16 protein-coding genes are annotated in these 21,126 nt (G+C 53.0%); 11 read left to right on the forward strand and 5 right to left on the reverse strand.

Annotated features, from left to right (window positions below; genetic code table 11):
* Positions 1-228: 228 nt before the first annotated feature.
* The 4 genes from ACR0NN_RS22520 to ACR0NN_RS22535 form a co-directional block, all read right to left on the reverse strand.
* Positions 229-2,895: an adenylate/guanylate cyclase domain-containing protein gene (locus ACR0NN_RS22520; protein WP_170721799.1), complete on the reverse strand. Its 2,667-nt coding sequence runs from the start codon at positions 2,893-2,895 to the stop codon at positions 229-231.
* 118 nt (positions 2,896-3,013) lie between these two features.
* The gene (locus ACR0NN_RS22525) at positions 3,014-3,979 is read right to left on the reverse strand and encodes a TfuA-like protein (protein ID WP_170721797.1); all 966 of its coding nucleotides are present in this window, start codon (positions 3,977-3,979) and stop codon (positions 3,014-3,016) included.
* 137 nt (positions 3,980-4,116) lie between these two features.
* A complete protein-coding gene (locus ACR0NN_RS22530) occupies positions 4,117-5,358 on the reverse strand; it encodes a YcaO-like family protein (RefSeq protein ID WP_480685586.1) in 1,242 nt (413 codons plus the stop codon).
* A gap of 3 nt (positions 5,359-5,361) precedes the next feature.
* Positions 5,362-5,574, reverse strand: coding sequence for a hypothetical protein (locus ACR0NN_RS22535; RefSeq protein WP_170687192.1), 213 nt, complete (start codon positions 5,572-5,574; stop codon positions 5,362-5,364).
* A gap of 189 nt (positions 5,575-5,763) precedes the next feature.
* Here ACR0NN_RS22535 and ACR0NN_RS22540 point away from each other — a divergent pair, with 189 nt between their 5' ends.
* From ACR0NN_RS22540 to ACR0NN_RS22555, 4 genes are all read left to right on the forward strand, one after another.
* Positions 5,764-6,444 (forward strand): iron-containing redox enzyme family protein, encoded by a 681-nt coding sequence (locus ACR0NN_RS22540; protein WP_170721793.1) that lies wholly within the window; start codon positions 5,764-5,766, stop codon positions 6,442-6,444.
* Between the two features lie 65 nt (positions 6,445-6,509).
* Entirely contained in the window at positions 6,510-8,696 is a 2,187-nt protein-coding gene (locus ACR0NN_RS22545; protein WP_170721791.1) for a S41 family peptidase, read from the forward strand.
* Positions 8,697-8,927: 231 nt separating this feature from the next.
* A complete protein-coding gene (locus ACR0NN_RS22550; RefSeq protein WP_170721789.1) occupies positions 8,928-10,988 on the forward strand; it encodes a lipase family protein in 2,061 nt (686 codons plus the stop codon).
* A gap of 18 nt (positions 10,989-11,006) precedes the next feature.
* Complete coding sequence (locus tag ACR0NN_RS22555) at positions 11,007-12,560, forward strand: S1 family peptidase (protein ID WP_170721788.1); 1,554 nt, start codon at positions 11,007-11,009, stop codon at positions 12,558-12,560.
* Positions 12,561-12,810: 250 nt separating this feature from the next.
* Here ACR0NN_RS22555 and ACR0NN_RS22560 read toward each other — a convergent pair whose 3' ends face one another.
* On the reverse strand, positions 12,811-13,200 hold the full coding sequence (locus ACR0NN_RS22560; RefSeq protein ID WP_170721786.1) for a RidA family protein: 390 nt from the start codon (positions 13,198-13,200) through the stop codon (positions 12,811-12,813).
* Between the two features lie 128 nt (positions 13,201-13,328).
* Here ACR0NN_RS22560 and ACR0NN_RS22565 point away from each other — a divergent pair, with 128 nt between their 5' ends.
* From ACR0NN_RS22565 to ACR0NN_RS22595, 7 genes are all read left to right on the forward strand, one after another.
* Positions 13,329-14,027 carry a glutamine amidotransferase-related protein gene (locus ACR0NN_RS22565; protein WP_170721784.1) on the forward strand — a complete coding sequence of 233 codons (699 nt, stop codon included), beginning with the start codon at positions 13,329-13,331 and terminating at the stop codon, positions 14,025-14,027.
* A complete protein-coding gene (locus ACR0NN_RS22570; protein WP_170721782.1) occupies positions 14,024-14,818 on the forward strand; it encodes a creatininase family protein in 795 nt (264 codons plus the stop codon). Before ACR0NN_RS22565 ends, ACR0NN_RS22570 begins: the two co-directional genes overlap by 4 nt.
* A complete protein-coding gene (locus ACR0NN_RS22575) occupies positions 14,815-16,065 on the forward strand; it encodes an amidohydrolase family protein (protein ID WP_170721779.1) in 1,251 nt (416 codons plus the stop codon). The genes ACR0NN_RS22570 and ACR0NN_RS22575 overlap by 4 nt, the downstream gene beginning before the upstream one ends.
* A complete protein-coding gene (locus ACR0NN_RS22580) occupies positions 16,062-17,468 on the forward strand; it encodes an FAD-binding oxidoreductase (protein ID WP_170721776.1) in 1,407 nt (468 codons plus the stop codon). The genes ACR0NN_RS22575 and ACR0NN_RS22580 overlap by 4 nt, the downstream gene beginning before the upstream one ends.
* 9 nt (positions 17,469-17,477) lie before the next feature.
* The gene (locus ACR0NN_RS22585; protein ID WP_170721774.1) at positions 17,478-18,362 is read left to right on the forward strand and encodes a TauD/TfdA family dioxygenase; all 885 of its coding nucleotides are present in this window, start codon (positions 17,478-17,480) and stop codon (positions 18,360-18,362) included.
* Positions 18,363-18,449: 87 nt separating this feature from the next.
* Positions 18,450-20,111, forward strand: coding sequence for an ABC transporter substrate-binding protein (locus ACR0NN_RS22590; protein ID WP_170721771.1), 1,662 nt, complete (start codon positions 18,450-18,452; stop codon positions 20,109-20,111).
* 64 nt (positions 20,112-20,175) lie between these two features.
* Positions 20,176-20,655, forward strand: a complete 480-nt coding sequence (locus ACR0NN_RS22595; RefSeq protein WP_480685591.1) for a DUF2165 family protein — start codon at positions 20,176-20,178, stop codon at positions 20,653-20,655.
* The last annotated feature ends 471 nt before the right edge of the window (positions 20,656-21,126 follow it).

Consider the following 21,126-nt stretch of genomic DNA (forward strand, 5'->3'; position numbering starts at 1 on the left):
ACAAACAGTCCACTGGACTGTTTGCCTAACGATTAACCTCGTAAGGCTCATAACCTGAAAGTCAGAGGCTCAAATCCTCTCCCGAAACCAAATCCCAAACAAAACGTGCGACCGAAAAACAGCCCATTGGACTGTTTGCCTAATTCACGCGTGGACTCGATCCGTTTCAGCAAATGGCCAAACTGGCAGGGTAAGCCGCTCACCAGTCCACTGATGTGCTGCCATCTATCAAGTTTGTGGTAGAACCGTTGCGCGTGCTTCAGATTGGATGGTGATCCAGTCAGCCATTGCTCCAGCCTCTGCGTGTTCCTTGTATTTCTCTGGTCCCAATGCAGCTATGGCGGCATCCACATATGTCGCAATATCAGCTTTGTCGGTTGGTTCGAAATCGACGCCAATCTTATTAATGTTGTGATCGACGGCGCCAAGAAAACGCGCGGCCCTGGCGGGGTCACCTTGTGCGATTGCAAGCCCGCCAAATCCTGCAACACAAAGATTAATGACGATCCGATAGTCGAACTTCTGCCCCAGATCAAAGGCCTCGGCCAATAACGTTGCGGCGTCTTCTGGCTTTCCTTCGGACAGTCGAAAATGAGCCAGATTTTGTTTCAGCAATCCGGGCCAGAAGCTGTTCTTTTCGATAGCCAGTACATCAAGTGCCTGTAAATAGCATTCTTCTGCAGCGTCACGCATATTCTCCATACGCGCGCCTTCACCCATGATGATCAATCCAAGTGCAGTAAAATAGTTGTCACCTTTGCTTTGCATCTGAGCGATGCAATCGGTCACAATGTCGGTAGGATCCTCAATTGCACCGGTCGCGGCGCCACAAATGGCATGGATCATACCCGATTTCTTGGACGCGTGCTCGTGACCAAGCTCGGTAAAGATTTGCTCTGCCGCTTTGCCGTGCTCATACGCCCCGGAATAATCCCCGGCCATTGCTTTCGTGTATGCAGCAGCCATTTGGATCTTCGCTCCTGCTTCGCTGTTTCCAAGTTCCTCAAAAAGAGCGTTGGCCTTGGCAATCCACTGAAGGCTTTCAGTAAATTGTCCTTGCGAAATCCAGTACCAATAAAGGCCATCAATAATTCGGGCCACCGAGTCTATGTCTTTAATCTCTAGCGCAATGGTCAGCGCGTGACGAATATTGTCGGTTTCTTGGGCTATCGCTGAAACGATTGCGCTCTGGTCCTCTCCTAAGGCATTGAGGCCGCAGCTTTCGGCGAAACTCGTGAAGTGCTCAAGAAACACTCGTTGCGTTTCGTCTTTTTCGCCGTTTCGCACGAGTTCGTCCAAAGCATACTCGCGCACCATATCAAACATGCCAAAACGAGGCGCTCCGTTTACCGTACGGCGGTAAATCAGGTTCTGGGTATCAAGTGAAGCGACCGCATCAAGAATATCAGCGTCAATATCCGGGAGGCGTAACAGTGTGCTTTCGGCAGTTTCAATGGAGAACCCGCCCGCGAAAACTGCTAGCCGTAGAAAAACGTCCCGTTGCTCCTCGTCCAACAGGCTGTCACTCCATCGAATTGCGGTTCGCAGCGTTCTGTGACGACCTGAATCTTGTTTAGAGCTGCGCAAAAGCCCAAGCTGCGTTTCCAAGCGTTTATGCAGTTGTTCAAGCGGCAGCAAGGCCATGCGCGCTGCAGCAAGAGTGATCGCCAGAGGGATGCCTTCGAGGCGTGTCACAATTGCAGCAACCGTTGCGCGGTTGCCAGCCGTTACTACGAAATCAGGTGTCTTTTCCTGAACCGCTTGAACGAAGAGGCGCATAGCACCGCTATCTTCCGGAGTAATGTCCGCTGGATCAGGTAGCCCAAGCGGTTCAATTGGGTATAGCTGTTCGCTTCCAACACCTAGCTCAGACCGGCTTGTCGCAAGTACACGTAAATTTGGGCAGTCGTTTAACAGATCCCCGACCAGAACCGCAGCAGCCGCAACATGTTCAAATGTGTCCAGAACGAGCAGCATCTTTTCATCACCGATAAAGGCAGCAATATCAAGCTCGACGGGTCGACCGGGATAGTCTCGTACCCCCAGCGCTTGGGCGATGCTAGATCCAACAAGGCCTGCACCATCAAGTCCGCTCAGATCGACAAAATAAGTTCCTTCATCAGTGTCTTGAAGCCATTGTTCGGCGATATACTGCGCGATTGAAGTCTTTCCAGTCCCGCCCATGCCTGTCAGCGTCACCAGCCTTCTTTCGCCAGCGGACAAGATACCCTGAATGTCTGCGACCTCTCTGTCCCTACCAATGATTGGTCCGCGCGATTGCGTGATATTCGTCTTGCGGGTTTGAGCAGATCTGATCGGCCGCGACTCGTTTCCGGTTTGTGGGTCAACGACTTCAAAAATCGACTCCGGATAGCGAATGGCTTTGAGGCGGTGCGGACCCAAAGCGAACACGGAAACACCCCATTTTTGAAAATCCGCTTCAACAAGGGCCGAGTGTGCGTTTCGTGAAAGCAGAATTTGTCCACCGTTCGCCGCATCAGCAACCCGAGCGGCGAGATGGAGGTCGTAACCAACCAGCTGGCCGCGGTATTCCTCGACAGTACCTTCGTGTATGCCAATCCGAACACGCAAGTCGATGCTCATTGGCCATTCTTCATCCTTGAGGCGGCGTTGGATATTGACTGCGGTATCCAACGCTTCCACGACGGAATCGAACATGACTAGAAAAGAGTCGCCCTGAGTGCCGTCCTCAGTCCCGCTAAATTGATTATAGCATTCTCTGATGATCTCGTGATGGCGAACCAGAACGGCTTTATAGTGCTCTCCTAGTTGCTGCAAAAGCAGTGTCGAGCCTTCAATGTCTGTGAACATCAAGGTCTTGGTCATAGCGCGGGCAGACCTTTCCGTTAACTCGTCCACGACACCCTCATCCATCTGTATCTCCAAGTCCAAAAATCACACGCTTCGGATATCAGTTCAGAGGGCCGTGCCATTCACAGCTTCACTTTGCAGCAAGTCGACTGGTAGCCCCCATTTTTGTGCTTTGGCACAACTACCTACCTATCCCCAAGGACCCGCCATTCTTGGATGACAGGCCGATATTTCCCGTTCTTCTCATTCGTTCGGCCATAGCTTTCAGACGATAGAACTCAGCTATATTCTCATCAGAATCGTTCATTTGGTCAATGACTGAAGCCAGAATTCTCTTGGCTAGAATTGTGTCACTGCATCCAAGGTCTTCCCAGGTCAGATATTCCAAGCGCTGATGCCAGTCGTTCGGCAAGTCAAATGACAACTTTCTCAATCCATCTTTAACGTCATTCTCAGCAAACTTGAGATATCGTTCCATTCTATTTGACTGAAGCAACCAAAGCAGCATTCCGGGTTTTGATGCTTCAATCTTTGGGCTCAGCTCCACTAAGGTAGATCGGGACCGCTTTTGGTCGGGATCTGTAAACGGCAAACGCGTGGAACGAGGGCGTCGTGTCAATTCAGGATCGGAAACGATACGACGGGAGACTTGTTTCAAAAGGTGGCGTGCATCTTCTGCCTTGGGATCTTGCTCGTTCAACCAACCTTGCAAATCCGTGTTCGGCGTTGGACAGCTTGCAGACGCGAATATCGCGTCCCATGTGCGTTCCTGATAGTGCAGCCTTTGCCCAGCGTGAGCAAATTGGATCGCATTTTCGCGGGACATTTTATTTTGCCTGACTGCTCGATTGAGGGTCAATCGCACGGCTGCCATAGCCAACGTTAGGGCAGGAAAGGGCCGCTCTGGAACAAAGGTAACCGCCACTTCGTCCTCGCGGTCTAACACTCCGCGACGAAACAGCCGATAGATGCTTCCTGTTCCGATCGCGCCAACCGGCGCACAATCGACGGCTCTTAAGGCGCCCATGCTGGCGGCTCCGAATACAAGTGCGCCGTCTTGCAGGACATCAACAACCTCGCGAGGGGAAATAGCGTCGGTCTGCGCAAAAACCCCATCAATAATGACGAAAACCGAATATCTTAGCATTCGGGCCATATGTAGGTCGTGGCGTCTTATCGGAGGTCGTAGTTCTGCCCCTGGTAATAGCCGATGAACTTCATTTGCAGGCAGTGTTGGCCCCACAAACACCAATGGAGGGGTATCAACTGGCTTAGCGAACCGCGCTAGGTCAGGCATTGTAAATCCCGCCAGGATACCCGGCCTTGATCTACAAAAAACACGCTTAGTCCCGGTACGATGACGCGTACAACCGGGACGTCAATGCACGGATTTGTCAGGTCGACATGCAATACCTGATCCAATCCCGCAGCATTTAACATCTCCAAAAGGTATTTCAGATCCTCGCGCAGATCCAAACTGTCAAAACTGGGTGCATCGGCCCATGAAATCTCGGATGGAATGCGCGCCGGAGGTGGGTTTGTGCGTTTGCGGCGAGGAAAATAGTTGTAACTGTCTCGCGCACCCTGAATCACAGCAAGTCGGGATTGGGCCGCTTCAGTGATGGCGCGCATTAGTGCCGTTTCAGCATTTAGATCACAACCAAGACCCGGAAAGCGGCGCATCTGCGGGCCATTAACTGTCGGAAAGCGGGGGTCGATCAGTTCGACCCTAAACACCGGAATCTGAATATCTTGGGTGAGGAGTTCCACCTCAACGCTCAACCCATGCGTATTGATTTCTTTGATGAGTTTGAGCGCGGTTTCGGGAACACCAGACGCAAGGTTAAGCCGCTGTCTTACCAGCACCTTATCCCCGTCCTCCGAATAAAGGTCCGCAAAAAGAAGACGTCCTGCTGCATCTCGCTCGATGACTTCGCATAGCCCATGCAGAACCGCCTCAAGTTGGGTATTACCTGAAGCCAATCCATTGGTATCTGGATATCGAAGAACTCCGTCTTGCGGAGGTGAGATTACCACGTCTGCGGGTACATAGATTACGGCGCCACTTGTTAACTCTGTCGCAAGCGCCCAATCGATAGGAAGCGTATCTGTGAACTCTGTATCAATCGGCAAGGCCAGCTTCTGTGGATCGATAACTTTCGCCTCAAGCGCCCGCATCTGCTCATACGTTTTTCGAATTGGCTTTTTCGGTAATTTTTCCGCGCAGATACGCTCGCACGCCTCCATCAATGCGCTGGCCTTAGCTGTTGCCTTGTCCCGTCCTTTCCCCAGATGGGTTGTCAAGTCGGAGGCAAGCGGCGTCACTGCGCAGTAAACAGGGATACCTAACCGATCCAAGGACGTCAGATCAGCCAGTCTCACCACTGACAACTCTTTCATGAGACGAACGGAGCGCGCCAGCGTTTCTTCTGGTTTCAGCGTTCTTGGTAGAGCAAGTGATTGCTTGGCGGAATTTTCTTGCGAGAAAAGTGTCTTGGCTGCGGCTTCGTAGCCAAGCGCCCTCATCCCTTACAACGCAGCCATGCCCGAAGTCTCAGAATCATCACCGCCAGGATTGGAGGCAAACGCAGTGCCAGTTACTTTGTTCTTTAGTTTGATAATCGCAGCGATTTCTTCTGCCGTGAACTCTTCATTCAGTATTCTCTGATGCGCCTCAGAGATATGACTCTCATCCAGAACGGCGCCTTCATCGATCAGCTTATCCAGATTAGTATCAGCCATTGTTTTCTCCCCAATCTTTTTTTCAAAACTACAACAAGCCCCTCGGCAATCGTGCACCCTAGTGCACAGTCTAAGGGGGCGGTCTGTCAATGAAAATTGTTTGGAAAATTAACCTTTGCGCTTAGGATATGCAGAAGCATCAGAAAAGGCAGTAGAAAAATGAACGTTGTTGCGGCGCAGACGGGGCGAATGTCCAATAGTCAAATTATTCGGGCGAAGATGCAATTGACGTGCCATGCCGCCAACGAAGCATTTGCGCAGTTTTGGGCCCGCCCCGATCTGTCTGAATCGATACCGGGTTTTTTAGTGACACTGCAACAGATCATGCGCGCAACGGTTCCTCTCATGGAGGCGGCAAGAGATGAAGCGGCCCGGATGGCGACGAGAGATCCACTTTGTCGGCATCTTCGCGATTATTACGGCAAGCATGTCGGCGAGGAACTGGACCATGACATTTGGGCGCTCGAGGACCTTGAAGAAGCCGGTTACGCCCGAGATTCCGTTCTGGATGTGCTTCCGCTGGGCGATGTCGCGTCCATGATGGGAGCGCAGTACTACTGGATACACCATTTCCATCCTGTCATGATGCTAGGATGCATTGCTGTACTTGAAGGAGGACCGCCCAGCAAAGCATTAATCGACAGACTGGAACGCGAAAGCAACCTTCCTGCAGCTGCGTTCCGTACGTATAGGTTCCACGGAGACGTGGACCCGCATCACCGCGATGATCTTAACAATGCGCTTGATCAAATGCCCCTGACGCGCCGTCATCTTGGGCTGATTGGGATTAGCGCAACACACACTGCAAATACACTTGCAGACATTGTGAGCAGAATAAGCTCCACAGACGCACCACCAAGACATGTCTGAATCCAAAGACAGGACCAAAGTCTTCTGCCCAACCTTAGATAAGGAAGGAATTCGCTGTGCACAAAATGCGTGAACGAAACCCGATGGTCCTGCGCGGCAGCCCTTACGATGATAACGCCGAAGATCGTGAGGTGACTGTCTCCATCCCTGCTCTGTCCAAGTCACTCGACGCTTTGGGAGAGACGTTTTCAATTATGGAGGCGTGTGCAAAGCCCGAAAACCGCCCTCTGACGACCGAACAGCGGCGCAAGATACTTGACCAGGCAATTTTGGTGCTCGGGGAGCTGTACGTTCACCGAGACCTCAAACGTACCCGCCATGCGGTCGACCCGGTTACTGCTTTGCGTCAACTCAAACGCCGATGCGATGAATTGACGGGCTTCGATTTCCATCTTGAGGTAATGAAAATCTTCAAAGGACTACGGGATATTCATACGGCCTACATTATGCCGAAACCATATTCCGACATGGTCGCATTTCTTCCTTTTCTTCTGGCCGCGCACACCGTCAAAGAAACCGCCGCTCAAGAGGGGCAGGTGCTCGGTGAGGAAGAATTGGGCGAAGATACCTTTGATCCCGATAGTGAGCGCCGGGTAATCGTAACCGGGCTGCTGGACGAATTCACGCACCCGCATTTCAAACCGGGTGTCGAGATACTCAGTTGGAACGGTATGCCGATCCATGAAGCTATTCGGCGGATCGGTGAAGAAGAACAAGGCTCTAATATCTATGCGCAGTTTGAACTCGGATTGCGCTTGATGACGGTCCGATGGTTTGGCGGATCGTTGCCCCCAAGCGAGTACTTTGTAACCATCGTGTATCGTGACGACGAAGAGATACGTGAGATACGATTTCCCTGGCGAGTTATGTTGGACAACACAAGCAGGGGGCGCGTGGCGTCGGTGCAAGCAATGTGGACGCTCAAGAAGAAATTCGAAAACAATTCGTCTGAAGACCCATCTGTAGAACCTCGATCTCTGTTTGAAACTACGGTACGCGACCAGCTTTATTCTGTGCCCGAGGAAATCGAATTCGAAAAGAAAGTCACAAAAATATCTGCTGAAATTGAAGGGTTACCTCCTGGGATTTTTGATGTGCACTTTGTCAAAGTCGATCATGGACCGGACGCCTTCAAGTTTGGCATGGTGAAAATTGAGAACTTTGTTTGCGGACGCAAAGCCTTTGTTGAGGGATTTATGAAGATCCTCAACGCGGTTCCGCAGACGGGCCTTGTGATCGATATACGTTCGAATCCCGGTGGGCTGGTCAGCGCAGCGGAGAGTATCCTGCAACTCCTGTCCCCAAGGAGGATTACTCCGCTTCCATTCCAATTCCTTGCGACCACTCTCGCCGAGGACATTGTGCGCTCTGACAAAACAGCTGCCAGAATGAAACTGGACACCTGGGCCGACAAAGTGACGCCAGCTGTAAACATAGGCAATCAGTTCTCGCGCAACGGCTCTCTTACACGCTGGGAACGCGCTAATGAAATTGGGCAGCGTTATTATGGGCCAATCACCCTCATCACCAACGCTGTCACCTATAGTTCGGGCGATATTTTTGCCGCAAGTTTTCAAGATCATGAGATAGGTCCGGTGATCGGAACAGATCCCAGTACAGGAGGTGGAGGCGCCAATATGTGGACGCATCGCGATTGCGTTGACATGGCAATGCCTGATCAACTGCTTGAACATCTCCCTGGTGGAGCACGACATGGGCCCAAACTGCATTATGCTGTTCGTCGTTGTGTTCGCGTTGGTCGCAATCAGGGAATGCCCATTGAAGAAGAAGGCGTGCGCCGTGATTGCGTTTATAACCTGACACGTGATGATTTGCTCAGCGGTGATGTTGATTTGCTTAGGTTTGCTGGACGAGTCCTGCAGGAGCAAAACAAGAAGCAGTTCAAAGTTGAAATCAAGATCGACGGGACGCCGGTCTCTCTGAGCGAGTCCGTGATCAAGGTTCCTGCGAATGGCAAAACCGCTCGCGTTGATATCGATATCGATCTTGGTCATTCAACTAGCAAGATCGAACACATTATTTCGATCGGGGGAAAGTTCCAAAAGGCCGTGAACATTGTTGACGGACGCGCCAGCTTTAACATTGATCTTGATACGGCAAGACCTTCAATAGTTCGGGTCGAGACACACGATGTCGATCCGGATAGCGGCTACAGTAAAACGCTGTTCGCCACATTCGTACGTGAAGTGCAATTTGAGGGACAAGGCCCGATGGCCCCCCATTCATCGTAGGGTCCGCAAATTTGATAAACAAAAGTCTTTGGGCACATGCCGTTTCAAATTGCAACGCCACAACAAAGCTTCAATCCGCCGAATATGAACAAGTTCAATTTTCATGCGCGTCGCAGGACCGATCTAACACACTTTGAGTTGGTGATAGAATCGAAGTGGCTTTAACGCTATCGTTTGGGACAATGGGCAGGAGTAAACGGCTTTGCAGTCACTTGTACCAAGCTTCCGCGAATGACCACTGTCGACATTCACGATGTGTTTGGCTCTGAGAGAGGCGACAGCTTTGACATACGCAAGGCTTACATTCTGGGGCTGCTCTCAGAGCTAGTCTACCCAAAATCCGATGAAGAGCGGGAAGCTTACGAACGCTTCAAATCGGTCAATAGATCAAACAAAAAATACCGATCAAAGCTATGGGGCTTATTTTTTCGCCAAGAGACCAAGAGCAATACCGATCATGATACCTCTGATCTGATTGCGGCCCTCGGAGATTTCGCTCGCATTGAAGCCGAAAGAATAGAACGGGACTTACTCAGTTATGGATTTGATAAAGTTCAGTTCTTTTCTGGAGCAAGTACACAGTGCTTTTTGGCGGGCAAAGGTGAAATCGTCATTCTCTGCTTCCGCGGAACGGAGCCTGCCAGACTTTGGGATATCTACGCCGATCTCATGGCTTTACCCGTGTCAGCCTTTGGCATCGCCGGGTTGCTTCATGGCGGATTTTGGAGCGCACTCAAGGAAGTCTGGCAAGATCCGGAAATGCCACCGCTGATCTGGCCCGAGGAAAATGAAGACCGCTTTCAATCGGATTTGAGAGAAGCGATCAAGCAGTTCGTTGACCCAGTCCGTTCACCTCGCGTCTTGTTATGCGGTCATAGTTTGGGCGGCGCCCTGGCAACACTGGCGGCATCAAGATTGGTTGCTGATGGGGTGCTTGAGCACGAAGATATCTTAGGAATTTACACATTTGGACAGCCCCGAGTCGGCGATGCCGACTTCTGTCGAGGTTATCCCTTCCATCGCCGACATTTTCGGGTCGTCAATGCCAATGATATCGTCTCACGAGTACCACCAGAAAGCTTAAGGCTTGTTGAAAGTACGCTACGAAAGTTTCTTGGCGCCGAAACAGATGGTTTTGAAAAAGCAAGCTGGCTATCACGTTTAAGCTATCGGCATGTCGGTCGACTGGTGCTTATCGGCAAGCATTTTGAACCTGTCCTTGGTGGTTCAAAGTGGGGCGTGATCAAGCTTCAGTTGATGGAGCGTATTAAGGCGCTCTCCGGCACAAGACCATGGATGGCGCGCGTTTTCCCTGGCGTCAGCGATCATTCAATGTCGAAATATAACAGTGTGTTGTCCAAAGCACTCGCGCGACATGTGACAACGTCCTTTAGCGAAAATTATCATTCAGAGGAGGGCTTCATGAGTGGACCTGAAAATAGCGGAGAGCTTGGTCGGCCCACGCCGGTTTGGATATCGATCTTTAGCAGTGTGGGTGCTGGACTTCTAATCGGTTATTTGGTGGGCATGGCGGTGTCTGAAGTCGTCGGTATATTTGTCGGAGGCCTGGCGACCGGTCTCGCCGCGTTATTGGGCCTAAGCGACCGGAATTTTACGATGGCAAAGGGCGTACGGATCGGCACGTTCTGTTTCTCAGCTATTGCGGGTGCCTTGATCGGAACTACCATTCGAACCCATCAGCTACTCTCACCGCAAGTGAGCGAACCTACGTTAGCAGACGTCAAACAAGAATATGTCGACCTCGGATTTGATAAAACCGAAGTACTTGGTTTGTTGAAGAACTACATAAACGCTCAGAACAACGTGCGCACTACCATCGCTCAGAACAGCACTTTGTCAAAAGCCCAAACTACCGCTCATTTCAGTGGCGGCGTCACTCTGAGCGTTTGCGACCAACTCACGACCCCCCACGACAAGACACTGTCCGCTGAACAAGTCGTTCGGAATTTTCGTTTAGAAGGAGGTCAGGGTTGGGCAGGTTTCGCCGAACTGGTCGAAGTTGAGATATCGGAACCAAACAGAAAAGAGGTCTTGTTCACCGCGCGAGACGCAATGTGCAATTCTGATCAGCCCCTGACGCTCGTGCCTGAAACATGTGCTAAGCTAGATATTATTACCGATTCGAGATCGCTTACCGATATTGAGGCAGCGCTCATTCAAGACGACTTGCTGGCATCGACTTTGTCGCGGGTTAAGAATTTATCGATTGCCGAAGACAGGATTAAAGCGCTGGTTCTTATCCTGGAGCTGTCCTGTTCGTTGAAAGAATAATCAATGTAAGAGGATTAGATGAAACTCTACTTGCCACAAAGCGTTTGCACCCGTGTTATGGCTTATACCGCTGCACTGACTGGTTCTGTCTTCTGTTTTTTCGCTCAGGCAGCTTTTGCGCAATTCAATCCAGAGGTACTGGAGAACTCTGTCGTCCGGGTCATTGTTGGCGCGGGTACATCGAATTCGCGCGCGGCGAGTGGCTTTGTCTGGGAGGACAACCGCCTGGTCGTCACTTCGTTGCACGCCGTTCCCGCTGGGCTGGACATCGTTGTTAAATGCAAGGGTGCATCTTTTCCCGCTCGCGTGGCCGGTGTCCTGAGCGATGCCGACCTCATCTTGCTTCAAACCGATAGCCCAACAAGCTGTATTCCGTTGAACCAAGGGCAAATGTCGTCTCAAAAACCCGGTTTTGGCGAGGCTTTGTACACGCTTGGGTACTTCGAAAGTTCGCAAGCCATGACGTCACGCGACATGACGAAACAACATGCTTCGCCCGAGGTTCTACGTCACCTCGCCCAAGGTGAAGCCTTGCAGCTGCTCAAAAAATACGGAATTCCCGATCTAGACCTTGATATTTACTATGTCCAAGGCGGCCTCCTTCCCGGATATTCTGGAGCCCCCGTTGTTGATCGAGACAACCGTCTTGTTGGAATTGTAGACGGTGGTTTGAACAAGGGAATGTCCAACTATAATTGGGTTATTCCTGCGACAAATCTGAATAGGCTGACGGGAAAAATGCAGGCGGGCGATACCGCGATCCCGCCTGAAGTGGCCATAATGCAGGGTATCCTCTTTTCCTCACCCAGTGCCAATACTGGTGACGTGGATGTCATTGCGTTCAGTCAAAATGATCGTGACTTCCGATTTATTCAAACCAAAACATCGTCGCTTCTCGAACTTGCCCTGACGTCTGACGATCCAGAAGGAATCGTTTCACTTCTTAATAGCTACGCCAATGCCGTCGGATTGAGTGAGGATCAGTATTATGAGATGGCTGACCGCCTTAAGTTCGATATTTATGAGGACGAACGCCTTGGGTTGATCATCGCGGTCCCGGCGGCACAAGGCTTGAGTTTCGAAGAGCTTCAACCGGGGTATGAGTTTCTTATTTCTGAGACAGAAACACCTGGTGATGGATTTGTACAATTTGAAGTCTTTGAGGAGGGGTTGGCACCAGCAGGTTCCGATTGGTTTGGGTACGGTGATCCCGAGTATTTGGACAAATTGATCCAAGGTCTAATCGCGGACTGCGCGGACTGGGGAAATGAATGTGAATTAGACAACAATTCGGTGCGGGCGCTCACCTTTGCAGATGGAACAATGATCTTCAAAGTAGGCCTATTCGTCAATTCACCAGAGCCGGATACCATCGACCCCTACGACTATTATAGTTTTGCAATAAACGAAGACCTGATTTTTCGCGCCTATGGCCGTATCCATCCTAGCGATGATGGCCTCCGGCGATGCAATGATACCATCACCTGCACATCTGATCCTGAGGTTGCATTAGTGCAACTTACGCAACTGTTGGGAGTACACCTAACCACCTTTAGAGAGGTTCAGAATTGATTGTAAATATGAGGATCAAAATAGATGTGTCCCAATTTTCTAGAGCGATCAAATCTGGTTCTGTAGCAAAGCTTTGTTCACACTAGTAAGACTAAGGGTCGTTTTGGTAGAGCGTGTTCGGTTTGCTCCTGTCTTATTCGAACGCGCGCTCCCAGAACCGCTATCAACTTGATTGGTGGGGACGTCATTTGCAACAGAACTAGGCACGGTATTGGGCTTGGCCGAAATCATACCCAATTCAAAAAGTTCATTATGGCGCTGCTGCGAGGACCTCAATTTCGACCTTAAACTCGGACCGCGTAAATCCGTTGACTATCAACAGAGTTGAGCTTGGCAAGCGGACGGTCGAAGTAAGAAATTCATCGCGGGCACGCATGTAGTCCGCCATATGGGATCGGTCTGTGACAAACGCACTGACATGCGCGACGTCGTCAGGGCCCATGTTCGCTGATCCCAGAATTTTCGCGATATTCTGAAAACAAATTACCGCCTGATCATATGCGTCCTCTGGGATGGTTCCGTCCAAGCGAATCCCCAGTTGGCCTGAGGTTCTTACCTGTCGCCAGTCGCCAGGAATTTCGACGCCATGCGCATAGCGCGCGAACGGTGGCGGCATGTCTGTTGGGCTTAACGCTTTCATTTCTCGTACTCTTTTTCGCTGTCAATTTAAGCTTGCGAGTTTGGATTTTCTTTGCAAGTCTTAGTGCCATTCTCTGGCACGGATATTCCAAGGGCCACGTAAAACCACTGTCGTTCAAGGAGGGCGATATGGGCAAACGTGTTCTTTTGGTGCGCCATGGGAATGAACCCGCCGATGATCGAATTGTAACCTGGCTGGGCCAGGAAGGGTTCGAGATCGACAGCCGGAAACCCTTTGATGGCGACCTGCTGGGTGAGCCCATTGAGGATCTTGCCGGCACGGTCATCTATGGCGGAAACTTCAACGTCTATGAAACGGACACGCATGGCTTTCTGAACGAAGAGTATCGTTGGATCGAAGCGTGCCTGAAAGCCGACATTCCAATGCTGGGCATCTGCCAGGGCGCGCAGCAGATCGCCTATCATCTGGGCGCCTGGGCCGGAGCGCCAAAAACAGAATGCTTTGAATTCGGGTATTACAGGGTTGATCCGGAACCTTCCGAACCCGGCTTCATGCCCGGCCCCTTGTGGGTTACGCAGGCGCATTTCCACACATTCGATCTGCCTAAAGGCGCGACCCGTCTTGCTCGCAATGACAACTACGCGAACCAGGCGTTTAGGTACGGCGATAAGGTGTTTGGGCTGCAGTTTCATCCCGAGGTTACGGTCGCTGGGTTCCAGCGATGGCAGGACGCCAAATGGAATGCATACGGTCGTCCCGGTGTGCAAAATCGTGAAGAACAGACACAGTTGATGCACCAACACGACTCTGCCCAAGCCGCTTGGTTACACGGCTTCCTTGACCGCCTGTTTGGGAGCGCCGCATGAGTATCCAAGGTCATTGGGCCAATCAAAAGGCGCCTGATTTTCGCGATCTGCCGGATGATTTGATCGCCGTGTTGCCAATTGGAGCAACCGAACAACATGGACCACATCTGCCAGTCTCCGTTGACAGTGACCTGGTGACGGCCGTGATCGAGCGCACGTTGCCTCGGCTGCGCGCCGAGCAGAACGTGCTGATCCTGCCCGGATTGACGATCACCAAAAGTGGCGAACACGATCGGCATCCGGGGACCCTCAGCCTGTCCGCAGATACTCTGCTGGCGGTATTGCGTGACATCGGGGCCTCGGTCGCGCGGGCGGGTGTGAAACGGCTTGTGCTGTTCAACGGTCACGGGGGCAACATTGCGGTGTTGGAAACCGCAGCACGAGACTTGCGGATATCGCATGAGTTGATTGTCGCCACCTGTTCCTGGTTCGGGTTTTCCGAATGGGACAGCGTTCTAGACCCAGGTGCGGCACTGTTTGATTTGCATGCTGGCGAGTCCGAGACCTCATCCATGTTGGCCGCACGCCCGCATCTGGTGGATATGAGCCGGGCGCAGAATTTCGTTCCGGCCATCAGCAACTGGGAGAAGCATTTCAGCCACATCGGTTTGACCGGGCAAGCCGCACGGCCGGGCTGGATCATCGACGACCTGCATCCGGATGGAGCCTGCGGGAATGCCTCGGCCGCGACTGTGGAAAAGGGGGAGCGTCTCTTGGACAAAGCTGCCGCAAATTTCGCCCAGTTTCTGGCCGAGTTCGCCCGGTTCGATCACCGGAGTGGCGCGACATGAATGTACTGCCTTGTGCTGATCTACTGACAGTGGAAAACGTTCTGGTGCCGTCCTCGATGATCGCCGACGCGCAGAAATTCGGGGGCACTCAGGTCTCGGATTGCGTTCATGGCGATTTGATCATTCGCAACGGTCGTGCCGTTGCACTGCAGCCCTGTGAACGACAAGCCGACATCTCGGGCCTGATCATGCCGCGCCTGACCGAGTGTCATGTCCACTTGGACAAATGCCATACAATTTCACGAATGGATCGCGTCGGCGGAGATCTACGCGCAGCCAGTGAGGCCCAGTACCGTGACCGCAGCCTCTGGACCGAGGATGACCTGCGGCAACGGGCGGAACGAGGCCTAAAAGAGCTGATGTCCTCGGGCTGTGGCGTCGTTCGCAGCCATATGGATTGGTCGTCTGAGCCGGAGTCTGACGCGCATCCGCTTGCCTGGCATGTGCTGCGCGAGCTGGCAAAAGACTTCGAGGACAAGGTCTCATTGCAGGTTGCGCCGTTGATCGGCACGACGGAAATGACGGATGCCTCGCAGGCGGATGCGTTGGGTAAAGAAATCGCCTGTGGCAGCGGTGTCCTTGGTGTGTTTGTTCTGGATCAGTCCGATCGCCACACAGCAATTGAAGCCGCTGTGCGCGTGGCCGAAAAGCACGGGCTGGCGCTTGATTTTCATGTCGATGAAGGCCTGCATGACGGGCTGGATGGGCTTGAAATCATTGCCGACACTCTTATCGAGACCGGGTTTCAGGGGCCCGTGCTGTGCGGTCACGCCTGTAGCCTGATGAACCTGACAAGCGAGCCCTTGCAGGCGCTTCTGGACAAGATCGCGCGGGCCGGGTTGACCATAGCCAGCCTGCCCGCATCGAACCTGTATCTGCAAGGTCGCAGCACAGGCACGCCAGACCGGCGCGGGGTCACGCGCATAGGCGAATTGCGCGCCGAGGGTGTGCCGGTTGTGGTTGGGACGGATAATGTGCGGGACGCCTTTTGCCCCCTTGGCCGGCATGATCCGCGCAAGAGTTTGGAACTCGCGGCACTGACGGCGCATCTGGACCCACCATTTGGTGATTTTCTGCCCATGATCACGACACATGCGCAAACGGCGCTTGGTCTCGCTCCGATCACGGTTGACGGCGCTTCGGTCAAGGATCTGCTGATCTTTGAGGCATGCTCAACCTCCGAATGGCTAACCGGAATCACCGAACCCAAAACGCTGGCAACTGTCATGACAGGAGAGCTTGCATGACTTCGATTTCAGGAAAAACGGACTTGGATTGGGTGGCATTTGCCGAGCGCCTCGCCCCTGTTGAGGTCATCGACGAACCTGTTCTGGTCAAAAAACGGTCTCGGGATTTCTTTTGGTACAGTCCGATCCTGAACCAACAGCTCAAACGCAGCTTTGGCGATCTTGTTGCTCTGCCAAAAACCTTTGAAGAGATGGTGCATTGCCTCAAAACCGCACATGCAGCAGATGCCCCCATCGTGTTGCGCGGTGGAGGGACAGGTAATTACGGTCAAGCCGTGCCCTTGCACGGCGGCCTGATCATCGAAACCACCGGTCTCAACCGAATCCTGGAAATCGGAGATGGCTTTGTCCGCGCCGAGGCAGGCGCGCTGATGGCGGATGTCAACGCGGCACTGATGGCTCAGGGTTGGGAAATGGCCATGTTCCCGTCGACGCAAGATATTGCGACGATCGGTGGGTTTGTCGCCGGTGGGTCCGCCGGCATCGGCTCGATTGCGAACGGGGTTCTCAGAGAACCCGGAAACATCCTGCAACTCAAGGCCCTGTCCGTCGAAGAAAACCCGCGGGAATATGTGTTCGAAGGTCAGGATGTTCTGCAAATACACCATGCCTGGGGCTTGAACGGCGTCATTACCGAAGTCACGCTGCGCACGGTTCCTCACCCCGATTGGATCGGGTGCATGGCGACATTCGACAGCTACAAAGAATGCTATGCGGCCGGATATGCTGTTGCGATCGATGACCAAACAGGATGCAAACTCGCCAGCACTGTTGACGCGCGGATCGTGGATTACTTCCCCAGACTGAAAGGCCATGTCAGGGCTGGCAAACATCTTCTTGTTTCGCTGGTACCCGAGTCAGATATGGGGCGTTTTCGCGATCTCATCGCCGATCAGGGCGGACATCTCGATTTGGCTTTGACCGAAGCCGACCGAATGGCGGCATCACTACCGCATGTTTTCGAATTCGCCTACAACCACACCACGTTGCAAGTTCTGAAAGCGGACCGCTCTGCAACTTATCAACAAATCGGCGTACCCGACGCATCCGATGCAGACACGATTGCCAAGGTCGGCGTAGCCTTGGGTGATGACGTCTGGCAGCATCACGAATTCTCGCTGCTGAACGGCGAGGTCGTCGCCTTTGATCTGCCCATCGTCTGGTATTCGACCGAAAATCGCCTGCGAGAAATCGGTCGCATTTACGAAGAACACGAGCACAGCGTGTACGACGCCCACAGTTTCCACGTCGAAAGTGGTGGATTGAAAACGGCAGACTACGTGCATCTCGCCTGGAAAAAACGACTTGATCCCAAAGGGTTGCTGAACCCTGGGAAATCCCGCGCTTGGGATATGGTCAAGGATCTGCCACCCGAAGAAATAGAAGCCAAGGCAATTGTGTAAGAGGTCGACATGTCTGCATTTGAAACACGCCCCCTAAGCCCGCAGTTCGGTGTCGAAGTCACCGGGATCAATCTGGCCGACGCCACGAATGACCGATTGTTTGGGCAGATACGCGCCCTGTTTGAAGAACACTCAGCCCTTTTGTTCCGCGGCCAAGACATCTCGGACGAGCAACACAAGCAACTGGCCGAACTGTTCGGCCCTATCGAGGATCGGAAAGCCGACGAACGGAAAAAAGGTGAGAAGTTTGAGGTTCCAACGGTATCCAACGTGCGGGACGACGGTTCGATTACTGAGGAAATGGACCTTCACACGCTGAACCTGAAGTCGAATTTTCTGTGGCACTCCGACAGCACATTTCTTCCCACACCCGCGCTGACGAACATTCTGATCAGCCGGGTCGCCACGACCGAGGGCGGTGCTACGGAACTGGCCAGCACGCGCGCGGCTTGGGCGAACATGCCCGAAGACCTGAAGGCAAAGGTGCGCGGACGGGGCATTTGGCATCGCTACAGCCATTCGCGGCGCAAGATTTCGCCCGAACTGGCCGAATTGCCCATGTTCAATAAATGGCCGGATCAGCACTGGAATGCGCTCTGGCGCAACCCGGTCAACGGGCGCGAGGCGCTGTATATCGCGTCACACGCCTTCAAACTGGATGGCTACGACGAAGCCGAAGGCCAGGCGATCATCGAGGAACTCATCGAATTCTGCACCCAACCGCAGTTTGTCTACTCCCACAAGTGGCAGGTCGGCGACGTTCTGATCTGGGACCAGCGCGCTGTACTCCATCGCGGCACACCCTGGCCCTATGAACAGCCACGCGTGCTGTCGAGCATCTGCTCGACCGTTACGGAAGCCGACGCGATCGAAACCATGCGCATATCACAATAGAACCCGGCAACCCGGCCGGGCACCACATGGCGAAACACGCCGCACCCACCGAGGGGTCCACCTCACGACCAACAGAGAGGAATACAAATGAAATTCAGAACCCGTACAGGGAAAAAACTGCCAAAAGTGATCACTGATCAGGCCAAAAAGGTTGGAGACGACGCCGTGAATCGTCGCGAGTTTTTGGCCATCGCCAGTTCGTTCGGCGCCTCAGCGGCAACAGCCTATGCGATGCTGGGTCTGCCCACACCTGCCGCGGCTGCTGCAGAACCCAAACAAGGCGGTACTGTACGCATCCAGATGGACGTGCGGGGCCTAAAGGACCCGCGTTCGTTTGACTGGAATGAAATCGCGAATTTCGCCAAAGGCTGGCTCGAGAACCTGGTCAGCTACGAAAACGACGGTACGTTTTCGCCCGCACTGCTGGAAAGCTGGGAAATTTCGGATGACGCACAGACCTATACTCTGAACGTTCGAAAAGGTGTGACCTGGAACAATGGCGACGATTTCACGGCCGACGATGTTGCCCGCAACATTATCGGTTGGTGCGATAAATCCGTAGAAGGCAATTCGATGGCCGGCCGTTTCTCGACCCTTGTCGATCCTGAAACAGAGCGTGCACTGGAAGGCGCCGTTGAGGTCGTTGACAGCCATACGGTCAAACTGAACCTGCCGCGCCCGGACATTTCTCTGATCGCGGGTATGGCAGACTATCCAGCGGCTATCGTGCACTCCTCGCATGACGCTGAAAACATGCTGGGCAATCCGGTTGGCACTGGCGCTTACCTACCGGAAAGCCTTGAAGTCGGCGTAAAGGGCGTGCTGGTCCGCAATGACGACCATACATGGTGGAATGCCGGTAACGGCGCTTGGCTTGACCGCATCGAATACATTGACTTCGGAACTGACCCGTCGGCGCACCTTGCGGCCGCGGATGCTGGCGAAGTCGACATGATCTATATCTCGGAAGGTGAGTTCATTGACATCCTCAGCTCGTTGGACGGCTGGGTCGAGAACGAGGTTGTCACTATGGCGACGATCGTCATCCGCCCGAACCAACTGGCCGAAGTGGATGGCGTGCAGCCCTATGCCGACAAACGCGTTCGTCAGGCCCTGTCAATGGCAGTGGACAACGCCGTTCTGCTTGAGCTTGGGTATGGTGGTCGTGGGGCTGTTGCCGCCAACCACCATGTCGGACCCGCGCATCCTGAATACGCAGATATCGGCATGCCGACATATGACCCTGCCCGCGCCCTTGAACTGATCAAGGAAGCCGGGATGGAAGATTATGAGCACGAGTTGCTGTCCATCGACGATGCGTGGCGCAAAGACACTACCGACGCGGTCGCCGCTCAACTTCGGGATGCCGGCATCAAGGTCAAACGTACAGTTTTGCCAGGATCTACCTTTTGGAATGACTGGGTGAAGTACCCGTTCAGTTCAACCAACTGGAACCACCGTCCTCTGGGTGTCCAGATCTGGGCGCTGGCCTATCGGTCAGGAGAGCCATGGAACGAGTTCGGTTGGTCCAATCCTGAGTTTGATGCAATCCTTGAACAGGCGCTTGCAACCGCGGATGTCGAGAAACGCCGCGAACTGATGGCACAGGGCGAACAGATTGTCCGCGAAGAAGGTGTTACGATCCAACCCTATTGGCGGTCGCTGTACAATCACACACGCGAAGGACTTGGCGGAGCTGAACAGCATATCTCGTTGGAAATACGCCCAGCCCAAATGTACTGGAGCTAAAACGCTGCGGGGTGGCAAAGGCCACCCCTTCAAATTGGCGGAGTAGATAACCTTGTTAGAATTAATGGTCCTTGTTGCGCAGACCGCAGCCGTTTTTTTCCTTGCGGCGTGGTTGAGCACAGGGTTCGTCGAAAACGTTTTGCATCCAGACCTCAATGAAACATTCACCGCGCAAGTGCTCAGCATGGAGCGGATGCGCGAAGAATACCCCGAGGCGTATGAGGTCGTAGCCCATCGCAGTATCGAAAAGCCAGCGATACAAAAGCTTCTGTTCAAACTGATCGTCTGCTGGGAAGGCCTCGCGACGCTTACACTTTGGGCAGGAGTCGCTTCACTGATCCTCGCCACCTTGGGTGTTGCCGACACAGCGAACGCCCGGGCGATCGGAGTGCTGGGGGTTTTGTTGTTCACCGCCACCTGGGCTGGTTTTTTGATCGTGGGAAACTGGTTCTGCTATTGGTTCTGTCACGAAGGCGCACAAAATACGCACTACCAGATGACACTGTGGGGACTGGCGACGATGGTGCTACTTCTTGTTTGGTAGCGTACAAAACCGGTCGAGCCGATCTACGGGCTGCGAACGAGGTCCTTGTCAATTACGTCCACGTCAGCGTCTAGGAACCGTGTTGTAAGCCGGTCTGAGAAATACCATTGCTCGTTCTTCATGCGGCTCTGCGCCGATGAGTCAGAGATCGAAGATAAGTTTTTTGGTTCCATGCTGCACACGCTGATCGTTCTTATTGAAGACCTCGAACTGGAACGTCACGCCGCCGCGACGACCAGAGGATATCAGATTCTTAGTTGTCACTTGAATTTATTCGCGCAGATTGTATCGCCAGCAAAAACAGGGCCCTCATATTGCCAGACCCAGCCTAACGAGGTCAAACCATCCAGCTGTGCGTCAGCTTTGAATTTCAGGCCATCAACGATTGAGAGAACAAGAAGACCATTATCGCAAGCACATGAAGTGCCGGCGTAGGTAGACGCGAGAAATACGCTTCCACCAACACTTTTA

The organism is Ruegeria sp. BA2, from assembly GCF_056539605.1.

Excerpts from the sequence above, each read along its gene's own strand:
- ACR0NN_RS22520 (WP_170721799.1), bottom strand. The coding sequence starts at position 2,895 with ATGGATGAGGGTGTCGTGGACGAGTTAACGGAAAGGTCTGCCCGCGCT.
- ACR0NN_RS22525 (WP_170721797.1), bottom strand. The coding sequence starts at position 3,979 with ATGCTAAGATATTCGGTTTTCGTCATTATTGATGGGGTTTTTGCGCAG.
- ACR0NN_RS22530 (WP_480685586.1), bottom strand. The coding sequence starts at position 5,358 with ATGAGGGCGCTTGGCTACGAAGCCGCAGCCAAGACACTTTTCTCGCAA.
- ACR0NN_RS22535 (WP_170687192.1), bottom strand. The coding sequence starts at position 5,574 with ATGGCTGATACTAATCTGGATAAGCTGATCGATGAAGGCGCCGTTCTG.
- ACR0NN_RS22540 (WP_170721793.1), top strand. The coding sequence starts at position 5,764 with ATGTCCAATAGTCAAATTATTCGGGCGAAGATGCAATTGACGTGCCAT.
- ACR0NN_RS22545 (WP_170721791.1), top strand. The coding sequence starts at position 6,510 with ATGCGTGAACGAAACCCGATGGTCCTGCGCGGCAGCCCTTACGATGAT.
- ACR0NN_RS22550 (WP_170721789.1), top strand. The coding sequence starts at position 8,928 with ATGACCACTGTCGACATTCACGATGTGTTTGGCTCTGAGAGAGGCGAC.
- ACR0NN_RS22555 (WP_170721788.1), top strand. The coding sequence starts at position 11,007 with ATGAAACTCTACTTGCCACAAAGCGTTTGCACCCGTGTTATGGCTTAT.
- ACR0NN_RS22560 (WP_170721786.1), bottom strand. The coding sequence starts at position 13,200 with ATGAAAGCGTTAAGCCCAACAGACATGCCGCCACCGTTCGCGCGCTAT.
- ACR0NN_RS22565 (WP_170721784.1), top strand. The coding sequence starts at position 13,329 with ATGGGCAAACGTGTTCTTTTGGTGCGCCATGGGAATGAACCCGCCGAT.
- ACR0NN_RS22570 (WP_170721782.1), top strand. The coding sequence starts at position 14,024 with ATGAGTATCCAAGGTCATTGGGCCAATCAAAAGGCGCCTGATTTTCGC.
- ACR0NN_RS22575 (WP_170721779.1), top strand. The coding sequence starts at position 14,815 with ATGAATGTACTGCCTTGTGCTGATCTACTGACAGTGGAAAACGTTCTG.
- ACR0NN_RS22580 (WP_170721776.1), top strand. The coding sequence starts at position 16,062 with ATGACTTCGATTTCAGGAAAAACGGACTTGGATTGGGTGGCATTTGCC.
- ACR0NN_RS22585 (WP_170721774.1), top strand. The coding sequence starts at position 17,478 with ATGTCTGCATTTGAAACACGCCCCCTAAGCCCGCAGTTCGGTGTCGAA.
- ACR0NN_RS22590 (WP_170721771.1), top strand. The coding sequence starts at position 18,450 with ATGAAATTCAGAACCCGTACAGGGAAAAAACTGCCAAAAGTGATCACT.
- ACR0NN_RS22595 (WP_480685591.1), top strand. The coding sequence starts at position 20,176 with ATGGTCCTTGTTGCGCAGACCGCAGCCGTTTTTTTCCTTGCGGCGTGG.